The 24,146-nt window shown below is 69.8% G+C and carries 20 protein-coding genes and 1 tRNA gene; 7 read left to right on the top strand and 14 right to left on the bottom strand.

The window, feature by feature from the left end; genetic code table 11:
• Positions 1–8: 8 nt before the first annotated feature.
• On the bottom strand, positions 9–695 hold the full coding sequence (locus BBK14_RS12935) for a hypothetical protein (RefSeq protein WP_071062302.1): 687 nt from the start codon (positions 693–695) through the stop codon (positions 9–11).
• A gap of 329 nt (positions 696–1,024) precedes the next feature.
• Between BBK14_RS12935 and BBK14_RS12930 the strand changes: the two genes are divergently transcribed.
• Complete coding sequence (locus BBK14_RS12930) at positions 1,025–5,797, top strand: BTAD domain-containing putative transcriptional regulator (protein WP_131802278.1); 4,773 nt, start codon at positions 1,025–1,027, stop codon at positions 5,795–5,797.
• A 93-nt stretch (positions 5,798–5,890) separates the two neighbouring features.
• Here the strand turns inward: BBK14_RS12930 and BBK14_RS12925 are convergent, their stop codons facing one another.
• A complete protein-coding gene (locus BBK14_RS12925; RefSeq protein ID WP_071062298.1) occupies positions 5,891–7,450 on the bottom strand; it encodes an MFS transporter in 1,560 nt (519 codons plus the stop codon).
• A 146-nt stretch (positions 7,451–7,596) separates the two neighbouring features.
• Between BBK14_RS12925 and BBK14_RS12920 the strand changes: the two genes are divergently transcribed.
• Positions 7,597–8,130, top strand: a complete 534-nt coding sequence (locus BBK14_RS12920) for a metallophosphoesterase family protein (RefSeq protein WP_071062296.1) — start codon at positions 7,597–7,599, stop codon at positions 8,128–8,130.
• A 142-nt stretch (positions 8,131–8,272) separates the two neighbouring features.
• Positions 8,273–8,345 (top strand) — tRNA-Arg (locus tag BBK14_RS12915).
• Positions 8,346–8,434: 89 nt separating this feature from the next.
• Here the strand turns inward: BBK14_RS12915 and BBK14_RS12910 are convergent.
• From BBK14_RS12910 to BBK14_RS12885, 8 genes are all read right to left on the bottom strand, one after another.
• On the bottom strand, positions 8,435–9,670 hold the full coding sequence (locus BBK14_RS12910; protein WP_071062294.1) for a site-specific integrase: 1,236 nt from the start codon (positions 9,668–9,670) through the stop codon (positions 8,435–8,437).
• On the bottom strand, positions 9,667–9,858 hold the full coding sequence (locus tag BBK14_RS12905; protein ID WP_241831447.1) for a helix-turn-helix domain-containing protein: 192 nt from the start codon (positions 9,856–9,858) through the stop codon (positions 9,667–9,669). The genes BBK14_RS12910 and BBK14_RS12905 overlap by 4 nt, the downstream gene beginning before the upstream one ends.
• An 8-nt stretch (positions 9,859–9,866) precedes the next feature.
• Positions 9,867–11,525: a replication initiator gene (locus tag BBK14_RS12900; protein WP_241831446.1), complete on the bottom strand. Its 1,659-nt coding sequence runs from the start codon at positions 11,523–11,525 to the stop codon at positions 9,867–9,869.
• 546 nt (positions 11,526–12,071) lie between these two features.
• On the bottom strand, positions 12,072–13,694 hold the full coding sequence (locus BBK14_RS12895) for an FtsK/SpoIIIE domain-containing protein (protein ID WP_131802276.1): 1,623 nt from the start codon (positions 13,692–13,694) through the stop codon (positions 12,072–12,074).
• Entirely contained in the window at positions 13,691–13,927 is a 237-nt protein-coding gene (locus tag BBK14_RS12890; RefSeq protein ID WP_131802274.1) for a hypothetical protein, read from the bottom strand. Before BBK14_RS12890 ends, BBK14_RS12895 begins: the two co-directional genes overlap by 4 nt.
• A gap of 931 nt (positions 13,928–14,858) precedes the next feature.
• On the bottom strand, positions 14,859–15,023 hold the full coding sequence (locus BBK14_RS38215; RefSeq protein WP_157904248.1) for a hypothetical protein: 165 nt from the start codon (positions 15,021–15,023) through the stop codon (positions 14,859–14,861).
• Between the two features lie 94 nt (positions 15,024–15,117).
• The gene (locus BBK14_RS38875; protein ID WP_198541258.1) at positions 15,118–15,279 is read right to left on the bottom strand and encodes a hypothetical protein; all 162 of its coding nucleotides are present in this window, start codon (positions 15,277–15,279) and stop codon (positions 15,118–15,120) included.
• A gap of 85 nt (positions 15,280–15,364) precedes the next feature.
• Positions 15,365–15,772 (bottom strand): plasmid replication, integration and excision activator, encoded by a 408-nt coding sequence (locus BBK14_RS12885; RefSeq protein WP_071062286.1) that lies wholly within the window; start codon positions 15,770–15,772, stop codon positions 15,365–15,367.
• Positions 15,773–15,955: 183 nt separating this feature from the next.
• On the opposite strand from BBK14_RS12885, the gene BBK14_RS35175 reads away from it, so the two are divergent.
• Positions 15,956–16,858: a helix-turn-helix domain-containing protein gene (locus BBK14_RS35175; RefSeq protein WP_083390901.1), complete on the top strand. Its 903-nt coding sequence runs from the start codon at positions 15,956–15,958 to the stop codon at positions 16,856–16,858.
• Positions 16,859–17,322: 464 nt separating this feature from the next.
• Here BBK14_RS35175 and BBK14_RS12880 read toward each other — a convergent pair whose 3' ends face one another.
• Both BBK14_RS12880 and BBK14_RS12875 read right to left on the bottom strand, forming a co-directional pair.
• Positions 17,323–17,685 carry a DUF5615 family PIN-like protein gene (locus BBK14_RS12880; protein WP_020463739.1) on the bottom strand — a complete coding sequence of 121 codons (363 nt, stop codon included), beginning with the start codon at positions 17,683–17,685 and terminating at the stop codon, positions 17,323–17,325.
• Complete coding sequence (locus BBK14_RS12875) at positions 17,682–17,921, bottom strand: DUF433 domain-containing protein (protein WP_071062284.1); 240 nt, start codon at positions 17,919–17,921, stop codon at positions 17,682–17,684. The genes BBK14_RS12880 and BBK14_RS12875 overlap by 4 nt, the downstream gene beginning before the upstream one ends.
• 459 nt (positions 17,922–18,380) lie before the next feature.
• Between BBK14_RS12875 and BBK14_RS12870 the strand changes: the two genes are divergently transcribed.
• The gene (locus BBK14_RS12870) at positions 18,381–19,946 is read left to right on the top strand and encodes a plasmid pRiA4b ORF-3 family protein (protein ID WP_131802272.1); all 1,566 of its coding nucleotides are present in this window, start codon (positions 18,381–18,383) and stop codon (positions 19,944–19,946) included.
• 62 nt (positions 19,947–20,008) lie between these two features.
• Here BBK14_RS12870 and BBK14_RS12865 read toward each other — a convergent pair whose 3' ends face one another.
• On the bottom strand, positions 20,009–20,755 hold the full coding sequence (locus tag BBK14_RS12865; protein ID WP_083390899.1) for a response regulator transcription factor: 747 nt from the start codon (positions 20,753–20,755) through the stop codon (positions 20,009–20,011).
• On the bottom strand, positions 20,752–22,038 hold the full coding sequence (locus BBK14_RS12860) for a sensor histidine kinase (protein WP_071062280.1): 1,287 nt from the start codon (positions 22,036–22,038) through the stop codon (positions 20,752–20,754). The genes BBK14_RS12865 and BBK14_RS12860 overlap by 4 nt, the downstream gene beginning before the upstream one ends.
• Before the next feature lie 108 nt (positions 22,039–22,146).
• Between BBK14_RS12860 and BBK14_RS12855 the strand changes: the two genes are divergently transcribed.
• Together BBK14_RS12855 and BBK14_RS12850 are read left to right on the top strand one after the other, a co-directional pair.
• Positions 22,147–23,103 (top strand): ABC transporter ATP-binding protein, encoded by a 957-nt coding sequence (locus BBK14_RS12855; protein WP_071062278.1) that lies wholly within the window; start codon positions 22,147–22,149, stop codon positions 23,101–23,103.
• Positions 23,100–23,852: an ABC transporter permease gene (locus tag BBK14_RS12850; RefSeq protein WP_071062276.1), complete on the top strand. Its 753-nt coding sequence runs from the start codon at positions 23,100–23,102 to the stop codon at positions 23,850–23,852. Before BBK14_RS12855 ends, BBK14_RS12850 begins: the two co-directional genes overlap by 4 nt.
• Positions 23,853–24,146: the final 294 nt, after the last annotated feature.

Genomic DNA, 24,146 nt, shown 5'->3' with positions numbered 1-24,146 from the left:
GGCCGGCCTCAGAGTTCGAGTTCGGGCAGCTGCGGGTCATGGATGAACCTGAAGGTCGCGGTCACCTCCTCGAACAGGCCGTGCAGTGCCGGAGCCAGGCCGGTGTTCGGGCTCGCGCAGGAGATCACGGCGACCCGGTCGAGCCCGGGGATGGGCACCGTCGTCCGCATCACGAGGCGGATGGCCACCGGCCCGCCGTCCATCGGTCGCTGCTGCTCGAACGCGCAGGTCCGCACAGCGCGGCCGGCGGCGGGAAGGTCGACGAATCCGACCCGCCGCCACCAGCGCCGGGACGGCAGGTAGGGCACCGCGCGCCCATGCCGCAGCAGGTCACGCGCCGGACGGCCGAGGTCGCGTCCGTGCCGTGACGATCGCCGGAGGTCAGGCTCGTCCTGGGCGGAGTGCAGGCACACCGTGAGACACGCGGAGAGGCCGGCCCCCCGGACTTCCTCGATCATGACCGCGCAGTAGACGGCGCCACGCCTGTCCGCGTACGCGGCGGCCTCGCGAAGGATGCGGGCGACAGACGAGTCCTGCCCCGCGAGCCGCGGATGATCTCGTACCCGTGCGGCGGCCATCCGGGAGATCGCCACCGAACTGCGCGCGGCCTGTGTGTCCAACGCGAACCAGTTGTCCGGCACCGTGATGGTGAAGCGATCGGGTTTCCACCGCTGCGCCTTCGTATGCCCCTGCACCCAGGTCGTCCTCTGCTCGGATGTGACCTCAGAACACTGCCGTCTGTGTTGGAACTCCAACACGTCACGCTCACGCCCGCGCTTCAAACTCCCCAATTGGCAAAGGTATGCACGATCACCCCGAACCATGACAAGTCGGACGTCCCAGGCAAGACAAGGGAGTGCGGGACGTGAGGCGCGGGAGGGCGCCCGGGCGCGGAGGCAGCCGGCATCGCCCATGGGCGCAGGGACGCGCGGAGGCGATGGCACCTCCGACGACTCGTTACAGTCAGCAAGCCACGTGTCCTTTGTGTGAACGCTACGGCCGCTCGGCCGAAATATGACCTGTAGTGAGCCCAGACGTGGTGAACTGTCACATTGTGATCCAGGCGGGCAATTCACGACCGACCGCAGGCAACGGGGAGCGCCGGCGCGGCGGCTCCGGCGCCGCGCTCCTGCTGGGGCTCGGCGTGGGTGTTCCCGTTCTCCTGCTCGTCCTCACCGGCACACCGGTCGCCGCGGCGGTCGGCGACGAGGGCGCGTTCACCGGCGAGTTCGGCGCGGGCAAGGTGCTGCGTCTGATGGTCCTGGCCGCCTGGCTGGTCTGGATCCACTTCATGGTGTGCGTCATCGCCGAATGGCGCGCCGAGCGGCGGCAGACGGGGCTCGCCCCGCGGATCCCGTTCGGCGGTGGCAGCCAGGCGCTGGCACGGCGCCTCGTCGACGACACACTGCGGCTCACCTCGCCCCGGAACAGCTCGACGGGCCGCTCGGGCGCGCGGCACCCCGCCCATGCCCCGGCTCGCGGTGGGTCCGGCGGCCCGGCACGCGGTGGCTACCGGGCCGGCGGCACCAGCCGGACGAACACCGGCGGGCGCACGAACCCCGGCGGGCGGACGAGCACAGGTGCGCAGGCGAGCGCGGCTGGGCGGGCAGGCACCGGTGGACGGGCGACCGCCGGCAGCCGAGGCGGTCGACCGTCCACACGGCCGGCGAACGGCCCGGCGGACACCGGCGCCGCCGGGAGTGATGAAGCCACACCACACGGTGGTTCCGAGCCGGCTACCCGTGCCGGGAGCGCTGGGGCCCGGGCCGAACGCGGGTCCCGCACCGACCGGGCGACCCGCACCGAGCGGGCCGCCCCGACGGGGCCGCTACGCCGGTCGGATCCGGCCGCGATCTCACGGCTGGCCCGCGGGCTCACCGGGCAGCAGCCGATCCCCGCCGGGCCGGGCGGGGCCGCGCCGCCGGTGCCCGGTACCAGCCCTGGAACCCGCTCGGCAGCCGGCGGCCTTCTGCCGGCCGGCACCAATGCTGGTCCGGCCGCCGGCGACAGGTCGGACCAGGGCGGCGCCTCGGGAGGCTCCGGTCCCGCGACCGACCGCTCCGGGGGCTACCGGTGGGATGAACGGGAAGCCGCGCCACGGGCGCTGACCGCCGGCGAGGAGGCCCCGGCGGACCTCTTCCCGGACGGCATGGACGTCAAGTTCTGCGAGGTCCGCCCGCCTGACGGGCGCCAGTACGACACGCTGTGGGCGATCGCCCGGCGGCTCCTCGGCAACAGCCTGCGCTACCACGAGATCTTCGCGCTCAACGAGGGCCGCGCGCAGCCCGACGGCCAGACCCTCACCAAGCCCTCCCTCATCGCCCCGGGATGGGTGCTCATGCTTCCCCCGGACGCCGAGGGCGAGGAGGTACGGACCCTGCGGGTCCCGCACCGCGAAGCCTCCTGGGTCGAGGAGGTCCACGCCCGCTTCGCCGCCCAGGGCTCCGCGGACGGTCGCGGCGGCACCGACGGTGCCCCGGGAGGCGACGACATCGGTGGCGGGCCGGCATCCACCGGGCCGCTGCGCAGCGGTGCGGGCGGCTGGTCCGACGGGCCGGAGGCGGGCCAGGAGCCGTCGCCCTACGGGCCGGGTACCGGGAACTCCGGCGAGCGTTCCGCGTGGGGCGGCGAGACGGGCACGCCCGGCGGGATGGGGCCCGGGCGGCTGGGAAGCGGGCGCGGCATCACCGGCGCGGCCCTGCTCGCGGCGGGCGTGCTCACCGCGCTGACCCGGCGCCGGCCGGGCGGCGCCGGCGCGGACCCGTTCTCCGCCGAGGTCGAACACGCCCTGCGGCTCGCCGCCGACCTGCCCTCGGCCCGTTTCGTCGACCGGTCCCTGCGGCTGATGTCCGCCGGGCTGACCTCGCGGGGCCGTCCCCTGCCGCCGGTGTACGCCGCGATCCTCACCGACGCCGCGCTCGTCCTGCACATGGCGCCGGCTGTGCCGGAACCGCCCCCCGCCCCCTGGCAGCAGGGCAACAACCCAGGCTCCTGGCGGATCGAACGCAACCCCGAGGCACCCGACGGGCTGCCCTTCGACGCGAGCGCCAGCCTGTCGGCGGACGTCCCGGCGCCCTACCCGGCGCTGGTCACCCTCGGCCGGGATGCCACCGGCTGCCGCATCCTCGTCGACCTCGAGGGCGCACCCGGGATGATCAGCCTCGTCGGCGACCCGGCCGTCGCCAGCGAGGTGGCCATCTCCGTCGCGGTGGAACTCGCCACCAACATGTGGTCCGACGACCTGCGGGTCTGTCTTGTGGGCTTCGCGGACGACCCCAGCCCGATCGCGCCAGGGCGGCTTCGGACGTCCTCGAGCCTCTCCGACGTCCTCGACGAGCTCGAGGCGCGCGGGCCTCGGGACACCGGATGGGGCAACGAACCGGGCGCCGCGCTGCGCGGGCGGCAGGCCGCCCACATCCAGTCGCTGTGGGCGCCGGATCTCCTGGTGCTGGCCGGGCCACCCGCCCCGCAGCACGCCGAACGGCTGGCCCGGCTCTCCGGTGGGCGCGACGAGACGGTGGGCGTGCTCATGGTCGGCGACAGCCCCGCCGCCCGCTGGCGGTTCGCGGTCGGTCCCGACGCGCGGATGTCCCTCGGGGTGCTCGGCGTCGAGGTCAACGCCCAGACCCTCGCCGCGGCGGAGTACTCCGCCGTTCTGGCGATGTTCCGCATCGCGACCGGCGCGCGCCCGGCGGAGGCTCCGCGCCCGTCCTGGGCCAGCCGGCGCCTGCTGACCACGGGTGCGGACGCTCCCGTCCCCACCAGCCGGCCCTCCGAGCGAAGCGACGCCTGGGACGACAGCGAGGCCCGGTACGGCGGCGGACACCAGGACGACGGCGAGGACCAGCACGGCAGCGAGAGCTGGCCCGACGGCACGGACCGGTACGACAGCGAGGAGTGGGACGGCAGCCCGGGCGGCCAGGCCACGGGCGGCTACCCGCCAGCCGGGGCTGCGGACGATGACCCTTACCGAACCGGGCCCTACCCGATCGCGGGCGGTTCCCTCCACCCGGCGGACCGTCCAGCCGGCCATCCGGCGGACTACGCGGACGACTACTCGGCGGAGTACGCGGCGGACGGGCCCGACGGACACGCACCGGAGCCGACCGCGCCGGCGGGCCACTACCCGCCGCCCTACCCCGAGGAGCACCGTCCTCCGGCCCCGGACGGCCCGGAGGGTACCCGTCCGCCCCGGGGCTCGGGTTCGATCCCCGGAGTCGTGCCCTGGCTGCCCGTCCCGCAGACCGGGCCCTCCGTCATCCGGATGCCGGTCGACGGGCCGTCCGGGCTACCCCCGAGCAGCCTGCCTCAGGTCCCCCCGCCGACGGTCACTCCGCCGCCAGTCCCACCAGTCGCCCCGCCGCCAGTCGACGCGCCGCCGGGCTCCCGGCCGCAGGCCGCCACGCCGGACGTGCCGGGCCGCGCGGGGCAGCACCAGCCGTCCGACGCTCCCCCGCCCTACCTGGTCGAATCCGATCGACCGGCCATACAGCCGACGGACGTGCCGCGAGTCCCCCGCACGCTGCTGGTCCGGCCGGCGCACGGGCACGACGAGGCACAGCAGCACAGCCCCGACCAGCCGCAGCCCGCGCACCGGGACGAACCCGCCACGCAGCAACGGCAAGAGCACCCAGGCGTCCCGGCAGCCGCCACCGGCGCCACCAGCGCCGACGTCGGCGACGTCGGATGGGACCGGCCCTACCCGCCACCCCCGCCCAACGAGCGCGAACCGTATCAAGCCCAGCCGCCGGCGCACCCGGCGCAGCCGTATCCGCAGGAGCCGAACTCGCCGCAGCCGCATCCGTACGAGCCGTACCCGCAGGCGCCGTCCTCGCAGGAGTCGTATCCGCCCGGCTCTCACCCGTCGTATCCGGAACCCCACTCGTCAGAGCAGGGCTATCCGGCGGCTTCGCACCAGGAGGCCGACGCCCCGCCGGCGCCCCTCCACGGGAACGGCCCGCTCGAGACCCTGCCCCGCCTGGACCCGGACCCGGCCGGCGTCACCGAAGCCGAGGTGCACGTACTCGGCACCCCGTCGGTCGACGCCCCCAGCCGACCCGACCGGAACCAGATCGACCTGCTCACCGAGATCGTCGTCTTCCTCGCGCTGCACCGCGACGGCGCGTACCCCGAGGACGTCAGCGACCTGCTCGACCTCCCCCTCGGCTCGGTCCCCGATCCGCGGTCGCCGGGGGGATCAGGCACCGGCGTGCTGGCCGGGCTCATCGCGGCCCGCACCTGGCTGGGCGTCGACGCCGGCGGGCGGCCCCGGTTGCAGCCCACCTCGGACGGGCGCTGGGTCCTCAGCACGGACGTCCGCTGCGACTGGGAGCTCTTCGTCGCCTACACCCATCGTGCGGCGCGGCCCGACGACGCGAGCGATCCCGAATCCGACCTGCGGGCGGCGCTGAACCTGGTCAGCGGGCCGCTGTGGTCCGGCCTGCCCGAAGGCAGGTACGGGTGGGCCCGGTCGACGCCCGTCGAGAGCACGATGCGCTCCGCCGTCATCGACGCCGCGCACCGCCTCGCCATGCTGACCCTGGAAGCCGGCGACACCGTCACCGCGATGGCGGCGTGCCGGACCGGCCTGCGCGCCGCGCCGACCGCGGAAACGCTGTGGCGTGACCTGCTGCGCACCGTGGCCGCCCGGGGTGACCGCCGGACCCTCGAAGCCGTCGCCGGCGAGCTGTACCGGACCGTGTCGGCGCAGTCGACCCGGCGCGGCGGCGCGGCGGAACCGGAGACGGACGCGCTCGTCCAGCAACTCCTGCCGGGCTTTCGCCGCCGCCACCACTGACCGGAATCCCCCGCTGCCGCCAATCGGCCTCGGCACATACCGCCGGACGGGCAGGACCGACCGGACGAGCAGCGCCTGCCGGATGACCCGCGATCACGACATGTCCGCCGAGCCCTGTGGTCTCGGTGGAACAGACCGCCTCGACGGGGCTGACGTTCCTCGTTCCCCGGAGGTCCACGACGACCGCGCGGGACCGGCCAGCGTCCCGGCGAACAGCGCGATCGCGCAGGTGAACGCGACCACGCTCCACAGGGCCCCGCGCAGTCCGACGAGTTCGGCCAGGCCTCCGATCAACGGCGGCCCCGTCAGCCATCCCGCGTAGCCGACCGAGCTGACCACGGCGATCACCGCCCCGGCCGGCAGCCCCACCAGGTTCGCGGCGCGGGCCGCGGCGGAGAAGGCCGCCGGGATGACACACGCCAGCCCGGCGCCGAGCACCGCGAACCCGACGATCCCCAGCGCGGTTCCCGTCCGCGTCGCTCCGGACGCGAGTGCGACGGCGAACATCACCGCGGCGGTAAGAGCCAGCGGACGGACCACACGCCGGATCCCGAAGGTCTCCACCGCACGATCGCCGACCAGGCGCACCACCAGCATGCAGGCCATGAAGGCCACGTACCCGATCCCGGCGACGCCGGCCGACGCCCCGGTGACATCCGTCAGATAGACGGCGCTCCAGTCCGCCGCCGCGCCCTCCCCGAGGAAACTGGCAAACGCGATCACGCTGAGCGGGACGAAGGGCAGCAGCGCCCGCGGAGTCACAGCAGTCACCGGCCTCGCCGCGGGCGCTGGAGGCGGCGCAGGCACCGCAGACGCTGGGGACAGCCCAGTTGCCGGGGGCGGTGGAAGCATCGACGTGGCCGGCCGCGCGTGGGTCTCGGCGCCGGCTCCGACCACACCATCCCTGGCTCCGACCGCGCTGTCGCCGGTCTCGACCTCCCCGTCGGCGCCATCGAGCTCATCGGCGGCGGCGTCGGATACGACGAAGCCGGTGGACGCGGACTCCCGACTACCGTCCCCGCGAAGCATCCATCCGGTGAGAGGTAACGCTCCGGCCACGGTAAGCGCGCCGAGCACCGAGAACTGGATGCTCAGCGGCAGCTCGATCGCCGCGGCGGCGGCGCCCAGGCCCGCGCCCACGAGCGCACCGGCCGTCCAGGCGGCATGGACCATCATCATGATCCGACGTCCGAAGCGGTGTTCGACGGCCGCGGCCTGGGCATTGGCGGAGAGGTCCAGGGCACAGCTCGCACCGCTCAGCAGCGCGAGCGCGGCGAACAGCGACAGCGGGCCGGTCGCGGCAATGATCACCAGCCCGAGAGTCGCGTACGCGACCAGCGAGAACCGGATCACCGGCACGCTGCCCAGCCGGCTCACCAGAACACCGGCGCCCCACAGCGTCACGATCGCACCGACCGGCGCGCCGAGCAGCGCGAGCCCGAGCTCGCCGTCGCCGAGCGCGAGCGCATCCTTGACCTGTGGGATCCGCGGAGCCCACGCGGCGAGCAACAGCGCCAGGAAGAAAAAGACCACCATGGTGGCCACACGAGCCCGTCGCAGTCGCCGCCACTGCGCGGCGGTCCATGCCATGTCGACCGCCGCCCATCCGCTCCCGTCGGCCACCGGCTCGGCACCCATCCGCCGAGTCGACATCCGCCTACCGGCTCGGCATCGGCCCATCAGCGCGCGACCACCCCGGCCGCCCCGCTCGCCCCGACGCCGCCCGGCCAGGCGGCCGGCCGCTGCACGCTACCCCCGGGCGCACGCTCAGAACACCGAAAAGCACGGACACTGGACCAATGCGTCTCGTCGTCCTGGCCGACACCCACGTCCCGGCGCGGGCCCGCGATCTGCCGTCGCGGGTGTGGGCCGCGGTCGACGAAGCCGACGCCGTCCTCCACGCGGGCGACTGGGTCGGCCCCGAGCTGCTGCGCCAGCTCACGGAACGATCACGGCGCCTCATCGCGTGCTTCGGCAACAACGACGGAGCCGAGATCCGCGCCATCCTGCCCGAGATCGCCCGCGTGACATTGGACGGCCTGCGCTTCGTGATCGTCCACGAGACCGGGGCCGCCGCCGCCCGGGATCGCCGCCTGGCCGCCGCCTACCCGGAAGCCGACGTCATCGTCTTCGGCCACTCCCACATCCCGTGGGACACGACGACGATCCGACCGCAGGACGGCCGCCCGCTGCGGCTGCTGAACCCCGGCTCACCCACGGACCGCCGGCGCCAGCCCCATCCGACCTACCTGACAGCGACGATCGAGGACCAGACACTGCTCGATGTCGAGCTGCACCGCCTACCGCAGCCGACCCCCGTCCGAGCGCGCTGACGGGCCATCCCGGGCGAGACGCGCCCCGCGCGGAGCGTGCCCTGGGCGCCCCGACCCGGGGCGCGGTTGGAGGGGAGGGGGTTCGAAGGCTGCCCTCCGGGTGCTGTAAGCTGGCGAAGCCGGCCGCGAGAGTGACCGGCAGGCGCTCGTAGCTCAACGGATAGAGCACTTGACTACGGATCAAGAGGTTGGGGGTTCGAGTCCCTCCGAGCGCACGTCTGGTTGAGACAGGTCAGAGCCCCGCAGCCGATAACACGGCGCGGGGCTCTGTTCTTTCCTGTAGCAACGGGTGTAGCAACGCCCCTCAGCTCAGGCGTTCGTCGAGCTTGCCGAGCGCCCTCCGCTTCTCTTCCAGCGAGCTATGCCCGTATACGGTCATCGTGATCTCAGTCGTGGCATGTCCCGCGATCTCGCGAACCGTGTGCGGCGGTACTCCGAGGTCCAGCAGGAGTGTCACGCAGGTGTGACGGAGCCCGTGGAAGACGACGCGCCGGCCGAGTCCAGCCGCCTCCGCGATCGGAAACCAGGCGTGGCGCAGGTTGCCAGGTTCGATCGGGGTGCCGATCTTCGTGGTGAAGACGTGCCCGGAGTCGATCCACCGGTCGCCAGCCGCGTCACGCTCGGCTGCCTGCAGCTTCCGATGATGCGTGAGCGCGTCCGCGACGAGCCCGAGCAGCGGGAGAGTGCGGCGCGATCCCGCGGATTTCGGGGTGACCAGGCGTAGGGCGCCGCCGGTCCGCTGGAGGTTCCCCTGGACCGTGAGGGTTCTGTCCGCCCAGTCGATATCCGACCAGCGCAGTCCGAGCAGTTCACCGCRCCGCAGCCCGAGGTACAGCGCCATCACGACCAGGGCGTAGAGACGATGCCCGGCCGCCGCGTCGAGTACCGCCCGTGCCTCCGCCAAGCTCAGTCCCCTATCGACGCCGTATCCGGGTGAAGGGACCTGTACCAGGGTGGCGACGTTGCGCCGGATGAGTTCCTCCCTCACGGCCGCCTGTAGTGCACTCCGCAGGACCGCGCGAACGAGCTGCACCAGCCTCTTGGAAGGCCGCCGTTTGCAGCACTGGTCAATCGCACAGCACCTCCGCCGATCCGCCGGACGGCGGGAATCAGTGCCCGCCCTGCAGCACAGACACGAGTTCGCCACCGTCGCCAGGAGCTGACGAACATCGGAAGCTGTCAGCTTATTCAGCCGCTTCTTTCCCACCCCAGGTATCAGGTAGTTGTTGACGATCACGGCGTAGTTGTCCGCCGTCGCCGGTTTCAGGTTCGGCTGAACCGTGTGGTTAAGCCAGTAGGTCAAGTAGGCGCCCACCGTCCAACCGGTCGCTTCCGCCGGCACTCCCTGATCTGAATTCGCCTGCAGGCCGGTCAGCTTCCGGCGGACGATGTCTTCCGTCTTGCCGTAGACCGGTCGCCGCTTGACCGTGCCGTCCGGCATGAGAACGTAGGCCGCACCTACCCACAGGCCGTCTTTCCTCTGGTAAATCGAGCCCTGCCCGTTGGCTCTCTTGGCTCGCTTCTTTCGGTCGTCTGTCATTCGGCACCATCCGCCTGGAGTGACGCGACATAGCGCGCGAGATCGTCAACCGGCACAAGCCTCCGTCGACCGACCCTCACCGTGGCCAGACTGCCCGCGCGGATCAGGTCGTACAGCGTCGACCGGCCGATGTTCAGCCGTGCCGCCGCGTCCGGAGTCGACAACAACAGCCGTTCCATACCGTCCATACCTCTCGTTAGGCAGCGTTACGGGCCAGGTGCGCTTCCTCGCGCCGTGACCGCGCCAGGTCCGCCGCCTGGAGTGCGAGCCACCGGTCACCGTCGCGCCGGTAGCCGACCGAGTGGAAGCGCCAGGACGCGACGATCACGGTTTCGTCGGAGTCGTCCGGCCGGCCGAATGCGTCGAGCGGTACCCGTTCCTCACCGGCCGGCGTATGGGTGCGTTGCCACGTCCGCCGTGCCTGTCGACGTCGGGTGAAGGTGGTGGAGTACCGGCGGGATTTCGTCAGCCAGTGCCCACGGAACCCGAACTCATGAGCATGCGCGTGCAAGCGTAGATCGTCGAACTCAGGCCAGATCCCGAGCCGCCACGCCGCTTTCACCAGCGCCGCCTGATGCGCGGTCAGGAACGGCAGCAGCGCGGTGAGCTCTTCGCCGTCGCGTATCCGCCGGTCGAGCTTCCCGGAATCGGTAGTCGACTTGGTGATGTACTTCGCCAGGTAGTTCCCGACCGTGGCCGGTGTCAGGTCCCCGGTTTCCACGTCGATACGCTTGATATCGAGCTGCTCACCCCACCGCGCCTCACCATCAGCCACCGGTATCGGGCCGGTGCCCGCGGAAACGTCAACGAGCCCGGCGCCCGCCAGGGTGGCGAGCGCCTGTTCCAGGGTGACCGGATCGTGCTGGTGAGGATCAGGGCAGGGGAACCGGACCTCTTCCGCCGCGCGGCGCAGGCAGCGGGAGACCAGCTCACCCGTCGCCCACTCCGGAGGAGAGATCCACTCCCCATCCCGCGTCGAACCCTGGTCGAGACGCAGGATCACATGCAGGTGGACCAGGCCGCGTGCTTGCATTTCCGCGACCTTGACGTAGGACAGCCGTAGCGCCCGGCGGACCGACCATTCCGACGCCCCGACGTACGCGGCGATCTTGCGGTAGGTCAGATCCACGGTGCGCTTCCACAGCCGCGAGACGCAGGCGTTCCACACCACCGCCGCCGGATAGTCGAAGCACTCCGGGCAGATAGCCTGCCCGAGCAGCGAATCCCCGTCACCGTGGATCCGGTTGCAGCCCGCCGGGCGTCCGTGCGGGCAACGCTTCCTCCCGCGCGGGTGGCAGGTGCGGGGGGGACCGTGCTTGTCCCTGGAGTGCACCGGGCCGAAGCTCGGTGCGGTCAGGGTGACGAACAGGCCCGGGTGCGCCGCGACGCTGGCCGGCACGTCAGGGCCGCCCGTCAGGCCCGCGTGGACGATCTGCCAGGCGTCGCCCTTGTACAGGTAGGAGCACGACGGACACACGCTTGCCCGACGGTTCCCGCAGGGCACGAGCAGGGTGCCGTCCGGCATCGTCTGCGTGTCGAGGACCCGGCGCATCTCCCCGGTGCTCGTGTCGACGTGGTCGACCGTGCCAGCGAGCCGGATCGGGTTGGTGCAGCCGGCTACCCGGTCGAGCTGGGAAAGGAACGCGGACAGGGTGCCGTCCGCGACACGTTCCCGCATGGCGGTCAAGGATTCGGGCAGCATTCCACGCACCTCCTTTCCCATCGAGTCGACTGATTCGGCGGGCCGTTTCCGCCGTGCACCCATCGTGCCCCGGATGTCTGGCAGCGCGCTACAAGCAAAACCGGCTTTCTTTTGGCACTTTCGCTGGCACTTTTCCTGGCAGCGGGCCGGCACCGCAGTGGCACGGCCAGGTGGAGCCCGTTGCGATGGAGGGACGGTCGCAGCGGCGAATCACCTGGTTTCCCGTTCCGGTGGCGCGGTATTGTCTATCGGACAACGGCCCTGTCAAGGGCACTACGTGAACGCCCTTGACAGAACCGCCGTCCAATAGTTTTGAAGTGCGCCCGGAAGCGGGAAGAAAATGGAGGGGTTAGTGGGAGCGGGAGAGTATCGGTGTGGCTCGCCGGTGCCCGCTCGGACCGCCGGTGAGGCAGAGCGGCTTACCGTCCGCGTGGGTGTATTCGACCGGGAGCGGTTCGTGTGTGGCGTAGGCGGTGAGGGAGCGTGGGGGTTTGCGGACCGCGAGCCCCCGGCACTCCGGGCAGATCAGCGCGGCTAACCGTCCTTTCATCGGTTCCGGTTACGCCGCCCGGCCAGGACGGTTCCCCGCCCACGGCAGGCCGGGCAGTTCTGCGACCGCCCGTCGGAGCAGGCACGGCATTGCTGCCGCGCGTTTCCGGAGTTGACGTTACGCCGAGGCATACTCATGTCCCCTTCTTGTTAGAGCCCGCTGTCAGCGGACTGGTTACGCCGTTGGAAGTCCTGAGAGAACTGCGCCCACGCCGAGTCGAGTTCGTCATCGTCGAGGTAGGCCGACGAGCCGAGCGCCTCCCCGTACTGCGCGGGAAGGTCGAGCAGCGGAGCAGTAGCCGCCGCCGAGGTGGGCAGGCTACGGCCGGTGCTCGCCAGAGCGAGCGGCGCCGGATAGGCCCCTGCCAGCGCGGTGACGTCAATGTCGGTCGGGTAGGCCGCGCGGACCCGGACGGGTTCACGGCGACCGTCGAGCTTCACATAGCCGGTGCCATGCGCCCAGGTAGGTATTTCATCGCAGCGTGCGCCGCGTTCCCGCGCCCCCGGCCCGAGGACCATCTCCACCTGTGTCGGTTCATCCATGCGCAGCGCGATACGAGTTGGGAAAAGCTGCCGGTACGGGACCACTTCCTTACTCGGGTCCTGGACCGCGACGAGCAGCGCCGACCCGGGTGCACGACCTTGGGAGCAGATGATCTGCACCGCGGAATCCACCTGGCTCGCGAGCCGATGATCCGGTTGGTAGGCGGACAGGAACGCGAATTCGTCGACGATGCACAGCCGGAACGGTGTCGCCACCGACGGGGTGAACTTCCGCGCGGTGCCTTTCAGGTTCGCGGAGCGTTCCCGCGTGACCGTGGCGAAGTCGGTCAGCAGGCCCGCCATGTCCTTCGTGCTGTCATCTTCGTAGCGGGTGAACATCGGTCGTAGCGGGAACAGTTCCATCCCGCCTTTCGGGTCGACCCCCCACAGCTCCACGACCCCCGAGGCGATCAGCGGTGCCAGGGCACGGACGATGCTTTGCAGCACCGACCCCTTTCCCGCCTCTGTCGCGCCCGCGAGGAGCACATGCGTGCCGAGCAGGCGCAGCAGCCACGGCGCGCCGTCTTCCCGCAGGCCGATCTCCACCCGACGCAGGTCCGGCCTCACCGGCACCGGCAGGGCGGGGATCGTCGCGGCGAGCAGGTCCCGGCGGCGGATGTCGAGCCACAGCCGCCCCGGGGCCACCGTCCGCACGCGCACGTCCTCCGAGCCCAGCGCGTGAGAGAGGGGTGTCACCTTCGCTTCCAGATCCTCGGGAGACTGCCCGTCGCGTAGGCGCAGCAGCAGCGAGTCCGTGACGCCGGTCGTGCGAACCCGCAGGATGCGCGGCCACGCCTCCACCTCCGCCGTGGGAGCCACGGTCAGGTCATGGGCGCGCATCAGCTTGCCCCAGCGTGGGGCGTAGCGCGTCCAGCGCAGCCACCACGACCGCAGCCGCAGGCCCAGCCACACCCGGAACGATTCCGGGTGCGCGAGCCGCCACACCAGCGCCGAGAGCAGCAGCAGGCACGCCAGCAACAGCGGCAACACCCAGCCGACCCGATCGATCAGCAGCAGCGCGGAGAGGACCGCGAGCATCGTCCGGGGGTAGCGGAGCACCAGCCGCAGCGCGCCAGTCAGGCCGTTGCGTACCGCCCAGCCGGTCAGTTTCCCGAGTGCCTGCCCGATCGTGTCCTCCGACGAGATCCCGAGCGGGACCCGACGGGAGACCAGCACCCGCCGTGCAGGATCAGCGTCCACGAGCAGGAAGCGAAGGTGACTTGAGCTCACCCGATTCCCCTCCTCCKAGCCTCTGCGAGCAGGAGCATGAAGTAGTGGTCCAACTCGTCGATGGCCTTTCCGACCCGCATCACCAGCGCGCGGAACGCGTCGTCGTCGACGTCCCCGAAGGTGTTCGCGAGTCGCTGCAGCGGGTCCCACGACTCACGYGCCGACCTCTGCGCCGCGATGATTCGCGACACTGCCTCACCCGTCAGCCAGGCCGACAGTCTGTCTCTCCGCATTACCTACCACCCTTCTTTTTTCTTCACCGTTACTGTCACCGAGAGTTCGAACGAGCTTCCTCCGCGCACAGCTTGTGCGTCGGCCTCTTCACCGGAGAGCGGACGATCACCGGGTCCCCGCACAGCACACACGGCCGTGAGACGAACTTCTTCGAACCAACCAGACTCATTTCACTCATTCTTTCTGTCGCCGCTACCGGGTTTCCTTAGGTGTTGTGACATGACGGTCGTACCAGGATTCCGCGCACACCTTATGAACAGGTTTTCCAGCAGGGGAACGGACCATCGCCGGTTTCCCGCACAGCACACACGGTTCAGGATCACCGACACTGCCACGAGACCCAGGAGGGCCCGTTCCCCAGTCCAACGCGGGCATTACCGCCCGGAACGACGCCGCCGCCGACGCGGTTCGAGCGGAATCGGTTCGACCGCCTCACGCGCCGACACCAGCGGAATCAAGAACGACGCCACCACCGGCAGCGCGTCCCCATCGAACGGAAGCGAGAGCTGACCGTCGGACTGCCGACGACGCTTCCGAGCCATCACGCCCGCCGTCGAGCCGGACGCCCACGATCGGCATCACCACCGGACATGTGACCGTGCACCAGCCGGCCGTGCGCCTCTTCCTGCTGACGCGCTTCCGCCTGTGAGGACACCGGCCGCGACGACAAGCCGCACCGGTCACACGAGTAGGAATGCGAGCCGCTCACCGGCCCAACCTCGTCGGGCGGACCGGGTTGCGGACCCGGCGGACCGGCGGCGCGTGCCGGCAGGCCACACCGGGCCCGCACGAGCACGAGCGGTTTCCACCGGTCGTGTGTGTGGTAAGCATGAGACTGTCCTGTTCCTGTCGCAGGGAGTTGGACAGTCGGCCTCCCGGGACGCGGGTGGAGCGGGCAAACTCAAGCCCGCGCCCGGGAAGCCGACCCGATCAGGAGTTGTCGCGGTACCGCAACCAGGCCGCCTGTTCGGTGTCCCGCGCCGAGCGGACCACCGCGTCCGAGCAGCCGTTGCGGACCCGAGTCGCCGCCAGCTTCCGGGCCCGGTTCGACTCCGCCAGCGCGGCCGCGCGCTGAATCTCCTTGTTCGATCGCATGCCAAATACACCTTCCTGTCGCAGGGAATCACCTGGTGTTACGGAAATAGGGTGTGTGGAGGAGCGGGCAACTCAGGACACACACCCGGAACTATCAGGAGGTACGCCGACGCCGTTCAGCGCGAATGTCGAAGGCGATATCTTCGTACCAGTCTGCGAGAGCGTGATTACCACGATCGGCCGCCGAACCCTGCCGACGCACCACCGCTTTTTCAACGACCCGCAGTTCTTCGTTACTCAGCGAGCGGAGCGCCACCGGTCCCTCCACGATGTTCCACGCGCGGATGAACCGCTGTGCCTCTCGCGCAGCCGGATCAGGCCCCGGGACGGAGCCGAGGGCATCAGGCAGCCTTGGCCGGCCGGGCACCACCCGGGGCACGCATCCCACTCGCGCGCAGGCTGTAGCCGACCCGGGGAGTCTTCCGCGACTGGTCGACGTAGGCCGTGATCGTCAGGCCGTCGAACTCCGCCGGACGGAACGGCGTACCCGGCAGCAGGTCCGGAGGCACCGGCTGATGCTCCACAGCGATCTTCACCTTCACCTCAGCCTGCCCCACCCGCAGGTCCGGCGCAGCGTCGAGCACCCGCACCACCCACACCCGAGCACCGGTCTCCTTGTCCCGGACCTGTGGGTCCGGATGACCCGCCTTCACCGCGTCGAAGTCGCGGTCCGCCTCTACACCCARCACGAACGCCCCGTGGGGGAACACGTCCCCGAAGCTCACGGGGATCCTCATCGGCACAGCCATGTTCGAGAGCCCTCTCCATCGTCAGCACCCAGGAAGCCCACCACTCTGGACTTCGTGACACCCATAAGGGTACGCGCTAAGCGCGTAGCTGTCAACGCATAGACGCTAGCGCTACCAGGCGTCCGATTTGGAGCGATTGTCGGATCACGACTAGCGCTAGACGTAGCCGGCTAAGCTATTGACATGGCTGAAGAAGATCCCCAAGACCGTCAGCAACGACTCCAAGCCGCCGGAGCGTGGCTCAAGACCCAGCGCGAAGCGCGTGGATGGAGCGGGAGCGACCTTGCCCGCAGGCTTGACGTGCCGCAGTCGCGTGTATCCGCGTATGAACGCGGACAGTACGAGGTCTCTAACGAAGCCGCAGAGCAGATCTCCACGACGCTAGACGTGCCGATTATTGAAGCCCGTCGGCAGCTTGGGCTCTGGGTACCGAGCGAGCGCGACCTCAGTGGCTACGCGCGATATGTAGACCCCAGTCAAATCGATGACGACGCACTGATCAACGAAATAGTTCGACGATACAAGAAGCACTCGGATCGAGAAGTCATCGACGTCTACCCGACGCGATCCAAGGTTCCAGGAGAACTTTGGGACCACCTAATCCACGATGCCAAGAATCAGATCATTTTGGGTGGCTACACGAATTACTTCTTTTGGACCGAGCGCCCCAATTTCACCGAGACAATCCGCGAGAAGGTTGCGGCAGGCGTCGAAGTGCGAATCCTTGTTGGCGACCCCGAAAGTGAGGTAACGCGACGGAGGCAGGCCATCGAGCGGACGAAGCTCGAACTGGCGACACGGATCAACATTACCTTGGAACAACTTGCCAAGCTCGGAGATCTTCCAGGACTCGAAGTTCGAACTTCTCACACCAACGCCGAAGCCCACGTTTCCCGATCGATCTTTGCCTTTGATCGGGAGCTACTGGTTTCTGAACATATCGCAGACCGACTAGGGCACGGAAGCCTGACATTCCACCTCCAACGCAAGCAGGAAGATGGAGCTTTCGAACAGTACAAAGCACACTTCGAACATCTTTGGATCGGGGGTCGCGCGTGGCAGGCGAAGGATGTTAGGACCACGTGATCTCAGCACCAGATGCTGTGCCAACTTTCCTTACTTGTTCAAGGCGGACCCTCCGGGCCCGCAGGAGCCCCGCGCCGCACGCGCCACGCCGAACAGGGCCCCAGGCGACTCGCCGCGCGGCACGGGGCCCCGCCTCCCTCCGGTCGGCACCCCGTGGCGCGTCGGCCGCCACCCCATTCGGCGCGTCGGAACGTCGCAGGACCCCCGGAGCGCGACACCCCATGTAGCAACGGCTGTAGCAACACCCACGGACGTTGGCGGACGCTGGCGGACGTCGATGTACGGACACACCGCCCCGCAGGCACATCTACCAGGCACCGATCTTGCCTACGGATCAAGAGGTTGGGGGTTCGAGTCCCTCCGAGCGCACGTCTGGTTGAGACAGGTCAGAGCCCCGCAGCCGATAACACGGCGCGGGGCTCTGTTCTTTGCGTACGCGATGGCCCAGCCCCGGGCGGAGAGGGTCAGTCGCCCTCTCGGCGGATCCGGAGAAGGCCGCGGTGGGCTACCGTCACGGCCCCGGCGAGATCGGTGAGGTCGTGCTGCGTGACCAGGTCCTCGACGGCCGCGATCACCGCGCGTGCCGACTGGTCGTCGAGCCGGAAGACCACGATCCCGCTGTGGGATCCTGGCGGGTAGGCACGGATGTTCCCGAAACCGCGGTCGAGGGTGAACACAATCCGGTTCTCGGCGACCGCAGCAGCGAGCACCTCCGGATCGGAACGGCCCGACAGGTTCTCCGCGAGCACCGTGTCGGCATCGAGTCCGTGCTTGGCGAGTCGCTCCGCGAGGGAGACCGGGAGACCCTCGTCCAGCTTGACCTTCACGGCGCGGTACGAAGCGGCACGAGATCCTCCCGCGCCAGGCGCGCCCCGTAGGCAGCGGCCGCGCGGATGCCCGGCACAGTCAGCGACGGGTACTCCGCGGTGATCTCACCGTCGGACATACCGTCGGCAAGGCAGTCGAGCACGACACTCACCGGCACCCTGGTCCCCCGGATGCACGCCTGCCCGTGACCGACCGTCGGATCGGCCATGACGAGCGCCAGAAGATCTTCTGCCATGCCTCCARTATGCTCCCGGATCTCAGCCTCAGGCGCTCGTCTCGTGGTCCAGGCCGTGGCACGCGTGACAGCCACGTTGACAGCCAAGCCGCTGGACGCGCACGGACGTCGACGGACACCGGTGGACGGAACGCTCATGGTCAGCAGACAGGGCGGACGTTCACAGACGTCAACGGAAGATCCAGATCTAACTACGGATCTGTGTGAACCGCCCCGACCACTTGACAGATATAGAGGCGTCAAGAGGTTGGGGGTTCGAGTCCCTCCGAGCGCACGTCAAACATCCCCGACTCGATGAGGTCACGGCTGCTCGGGGTGTCTACGATCACTGTCGTGATCTCTTCGCCTCCGGTCACGGTCCCGCCCACTGATCTCGCGGAGCTTGCCCACGCCGCGGCTGGTTGTCAGGTGCTGTCCCGCGCACGACGGCTCGCTGCCTGGGTCGGCCCTGGTCGTCCCGTGACAGCGAAGGAAGTGCTCCGGCCGGTCGATGTCGCGGCCGCCGCGGCCGGCGCGGGCATCCCCGCTCCGGGACGGGTACGCACGGCGGCCGACGTCCCGGAGCTACACCTTGCGTGGCTGGCCGCGCGGTCGGCCCGCTGGCTGGTCATCGGCGACGGTCGCGCAGTGGGCACCTACCCTGCGGACTCCCCCGCCGAAAGCAAGGACACCGTGGTCGCCCCGGGCACGGACGAGACCGACACCGATGCCAGCTTGCTGAACACCTGGGCCACGGCGTTCGAGGAGGTCTGCCGGACCCAGTCGCGCGACCGGCACCGGACCGGGGTGTTGCTTGCCTGCCACCTGCTCCTGTCGATCCTGACTGAACAGCCGAGCTTGCGTCACGACGAGGCGGACAAGCGACTCCGCGACCGGCTCTACGGCCTCGACTGGCGGTCCGGCTCGCTGGCGCTCGACCCGTTCAGCGACAGGGTGGGGCGGTTCGACGGCGTGCTGCGGCTGCTGGAGTCGTTCGCGGCAGTGGACAGCAGGGCCGGCCGCGTCGCGCTCACACCACTGGGCCGTTGGCTCCACGAGGTCGTGCGCGCGTCTCAGGTAACGCCCTCGCTGCCGGCAGCCGAGCTCGTCGCCCGCCTCGTCGCGACCGACAACAGCGAGGAGGTCGACGTGCTGCTCGCTCAGTGGGCGGGCGAGCGCGACAGCATCGGCATGTTCACCGAGCTGCTGCGAGCAGCCGCCGACGCGGGGCCTGCCGCCCGCGACGTCATGGTGGAGGCGGTCGCCGGTCACGGGCCCGAGATGATGCCCGCGCTGATCGCCGTGCGGGACCTGCCGACGCTCGCGGCGCACGCGGCCGACGTCCTTTTCTCCAACGGGCTGGGCGATGAGCCCGACGCCACGCAGACCCGGTGGCTGCTCACCGAGTTCATGCTCGCCGTCCTGCACCGCCACGGCGCGCAGGCCGTTCTCGACGAGGTCGCCACGGCCGGTGGCCTGACCAGCGTCGTCGGCGGCGGGCACCCGAACGAACCCGAGCTGCGCGAGGCCATCGACGCGATTCTCGAGGCCGGCGGGCGGCCCCGCGTCCTCCGTCTGAAGGTCGAGCTGAATGCCTGGCGGCCACGACCATGGCGCAGGGTGCGGATCCCGGCCGCCGCGAGCCTCGGCGACCTGCACCTGGTCATCCAGATCCTGTTCGACTGGGACGGAGACCATCTCCACGCTTTCACCACCGAGAACGGGTTGAGGTTCGGCGACCTCGACGAAGCCGAAGACGAGCACAACGCCCGGCTCTACCGCGCGCTGCCGCGCGCGGGTTCCCGGCTGGACTATCTCTACGATTTCGGCGCATCCTGGAAGCACACCGTAACGTTGGAGGCCGTCGACTTCTACGAGGCCGCGGACGCCGTCGAAGGCAAGCCGCCCCGCCCCGTCTGCTCGGACGGGAAGGGCGACGCACCGGTCGAGTACTGGGACCCGGAGGACTCAGAGCCCGGCTCGGTGCCGTTCGACAGCGAGGAGATCAACAAGCGCCTCGCCGCGCTCGCGGGGCAAGAGGGCTGAAGTCCGAAGATCAGGATGACCAATAGTCAATGTTGTCGATGGCGGATGAAACCATATGATCATCAGCCGTCATGGTCAGGCTTGCCGGCCTCCACGAAGCMGGACTCGTAGGCGATGATGACCGCCTGGGTGCGGTCACGTGCGCCGAGCTTGGCCAGCACGCTGCTCACGTGGGTCTTGACGGTCTGGGCACCGAGGTACAGCCGGTTGGCGATCTCGTTGTTGGACAGTCCCTCGCTGATCAGCCGGAGTACGTCGGCCTCCCGGTCGGTGAGCACGGCCCGTCGCATCGTCTCGTGGGCCTCCCGGTTCGGTCGCCTGCCTGCCATGTACCGGATCGCTTCGGGAAACAGCAGGCTCTCGCTGGAGACAATCGTGCGGACGGCCTGGACGATCTCCGCGGGCCGGGCTCGTTTGAGCAGGAACCCGTTGGCCCCGCTGCGGAGCGCTTCGTAGACGTAGTCGTCCAGTTCGAAGGTGGTGAGCACGAGGATCTTCGGGGGCTCGGCAACGTCTGCGAGGATCTCCCGGATGGCCGCCAGCCCGTCGACCCTCGGCATCCGAATGTCCATGATCACGACGTCCGGGCTCTTCTCCCGGATCAGTGGCACGACCTGTGAGCCGTCAGAGGCCTCTCCGACAACGTCGATCTCGCCACCTGACTCCAGGATGACCCGCAGCCCCACACGCACCAGTTCTTCGTCGTCGACGAGAAGGACTGAAACCGGCGCCGGGCCAGCCTGGGCGCGTTTCATGTTCGGGGTGTCGCGGAAACAACCGGGATCTTCCCAGCGGCCGTCCGCTGTCACGACCGACCGTCCGCTGGGGCGGTGCCATTGTCGTAACTGGAACCGATCAGGTCGCGACGCACGGCCTGAACACCGGATCCCATGCCGAGGGGAAGCCGGGCTTCGACGATCCATTGGTCGTCCTGGGGCTTCGCGCTGAACTCGCCGCCGAGGAGGACGGCACGTTCCCTCGCTCCTCGCAGGCCTTTGCCGTCCTGCCGCGGTGGGCTGGCGGACCTGGCGGGCAGTGGGTTGGCGACACGCAGCTCCAGGCAGGCGTCGTCCACAGCGACGTCGATCGCCACCGTGCGGCCCGGCGCGTGCCGCAGTGCGTTGGTCACCGCCTCCTGCAGGATCCGGTAGGCCTCCCGCGACACGACCCCGGGGATGTCGTCGGTCCGTGGACTGACGTCGGCGAGGATCGGGGTTCCTGCGGTCCGTGCGCTGTCCAGCAGGGTGTCGAGCTCGGCCAGCGTTGGACGGGCCCGCGGTCCCACGGGGGCGTCGCGGAGGAGCCCCAGGGTCCGTTCGAGATCGTCCATGGCGCGCCGCCCGGTCTCCTCGATGACCGTCAGGGCACGGTGGACGAACGCGGGATCGGTGGTCGCGAGCTCTCTTGCCGCGCCTGCCTGCAGGATGGTCAGGGTGAGTGCATGGCCAATGGAGTCGTGCAGCTCCGCGGCGAGTCGGTTGCGTTCCAGGAGCTGCTCAGCCCGGTGCTCGACCTCCGCCAGCCGCTCGGCCGGAGACGGGCCGAGGAGGGCCCGGGCCGCTCGCACCTGAAGCGCGCCGGCCGCGACGATCGTCCACATCAGGGCAAGGATCAGGGGCGGCGCCAGAAGTGGCCCCAGGAGAAGGCGATCACTGTCCAGTACCCGGATTCCGGCGACCTGCAGTGGCCCCTGCCGGAAAGGGGCAGAACCGATCTGGACGGCGAGGGTGAACCCGTTGGCCGTCAGTGCCAGGACGGCAACTCCGAGCCAGACGCGGAAGGCCAGCCAAAGCCCGGTCCGCCGCCGATCGTACAGTGTACGCGAGGGCGCGAGGCTGATCTCGGCGCCATCCCGCGGTTTCAGGAGCCATCGCGCCTGGACACCCTCCGCGTGGCGGGTCCCGGGCACGATCGCGGCGAGCGCCAGCAACGGCAATGGGGAGATCAGGCAGAAAAGCAGGGTGCGTGGCAGGGATTCGTCGAAACCGGGTACCACCATGACACAGGTGCCAGSGAAGACCCCGCCCATGGCCAGATGCAGCCAGCGCGTGTAGACAGCGGGCCGGAGCAGGGCAGCGACAAAGAGCGGCACTGCTCCATGATGCTCACCGCCGCCACCGGGCACCTCCCCCATGAGAGGGAGCGAAGTCAAGACCGCCAGGGGATCCGCTCGTAGCGTGCCATGGCGCTTACTACGACCATGACGACCAAGAAGGAACGACCGCCCCGGGTTCTCATCGACGTCCGGGATCTCACCAAACGCTACGGGCCGACCGTCGCCGTGGACCGGCTCAGCTTTCGGGTCGAACCGGGTCGCGTGACCGGTTTCCTCGGTCCCAACGGGGCGGGCAAGTCGACCACCATGCGGATGATGCTCGGGCTCGACCGGCCGACGGGCGGCGAGGTGCTCATCAGCGGCCAGCCATACGCGCAGATCGGGGAGCCGTTGCGGCACGTCGGTGCGCTCCTCGATCCGTCCGCCGTGCATCCAGGGCGGCGGGCTCGTGACCAGCTACTGGTCCTGGCCAGGAGCAACAGGATCCCGGACGCACGGGTGGACGAGATGCTCGACCGGGTGGGCCTGGCCKCCGCGGCCAGACGTCGGATCGGCGGATWCTCCCTGGGGATGCGCCAGCGGCTCGGGCTCGCGGCCGCACTGCTCGGTGATCCTCGGGTGGTCATCCTGGACGAGCCGCTCAACGGCCTTGACCCCGAAGGCATCCAGTGGGTCAGGAGCCTGCTCAAGGAGCTCGCCGAGGATGGGCGGGTGGTCCTGGCCTCCAGCCATCTCATGAACGAGATGGCGGTGACCGCCGACCATCTGATCGTGATCGGCAGGGGCCGTCTGCTGGCCGACGTCAGCATGACCGAGTTCAGCGCCCGGTACGGCCGCGGCCGGGTACGGCTGCGCACGCCAAGACCCGAACAGCTGGGCAGGGCCCTGGCCGCCGAGGGGTTCGTCCTGACACCGACGAACAGCGGAACGTGGGAGATACCTGACGCCCAGCCGGACCAGATCGGCGCGGTCGCCGCACGCGAAGGCGTGCCACTTCAGGAGCTTGCGCTGCACAGCGACTCCCTGGAGGAGGCGTTCCTGCGCATGACCGCGCGCTCCACCGAGTTCGCCGCCGCCGGACGGGCGGGCGCTCTGACATGACCTTGCAACCGGTGCTGTACTCGGAATGGACCAAAATCAGGTCCCTCCGATCCCTCGTCTGGTCGCTGGCACTGGCCGCCGTCATGCTCGTCGGCTTCGGTGCCCTCGCGTGCGGGGCCTACGGCGACGCAGAGGCCGCCGAAGCGGACTACGATCCGCTGGCGGTGGGTTTCTGGAGCCYGAACTTCGCCCAGATCGCGCTGGCTGTCTTCGCGATGCTGTCCCTCGGGGGCGAATACGAGAAGGGCACGATCACCACCTCGCTCACCGCCGTTCCCCAGCGAACCCGCTTCTACCTGGGCAAGCTCCTGACCACTGCGGGCCTGTCACTGGCCGTTGCTCTCCCCGCTGCGCCGCTGACGTTCTTCCTGACCCAGGGTCTGCTGGGCGAGCACGGGGTGTCCCTCGGCGATCCCGGCGCGGTGCGCGGCGTGATTTCTCTGATCCTCTACTTTCCGCTGCTGACCCTCCTGTGCATGGGCCTCGCCGCGATGACCCGTTCCCTGGCCGCGACATTGGGCCTGTTCCTGCCGTTCCTGTTCCTGCTGTCCCCGTTGAGCATGGAGGTTCCCAGCCTCTGGAACATCACCCAGTTCCTACCCGACCGCGCCGGGCTGTACGCGGTCATGAATCTCCAGTCGGACCCCGACGTCTTCTACAGTCCGTGGCTGGGTCTGCTGATCATGGCCGTCTGGGCGGCAGCTGCGGTCTTCGGCGGCTGGCATGCGCTGCGCAGCCGTGACGCGTAACCACCGGAACGGACGACGCCCGCACCCGGGAGGGCAGGCCGATCGGGCACCCCTCCCGATCAGTGGATGCTGGCGGGCGCGCCGGAAGGAAAGGAGAGGTCGATGCCTGCTTCTCCCGGGCGGTCGACCAGCGTGACGAACGCGGGCCGCCCACCGAAGACGTGACCATTCGACATTGGATGGTCACGTCTTCGGCAGGGTCGCCGCACCCCGGACTGCGCGCGGCACGGCAGGCCGGTCATCGGCGCCGCTTCAGGACCGCCAGGCCACCGACGCCGATCAGGGCGGTGTGAC

This window comes from Parafrankia soli, from assembly GCF_001854695.1.
Taxonomy (GTDB): domain Bacteria; phylum Actinomycetota; class Actinomycetes; order Frankiales; family Frankiaceae; genus Parafrankia; species Parafrankia soli.
This window is presented reverse-complemented; position numbering and strand designations above follow the sequence as displayed.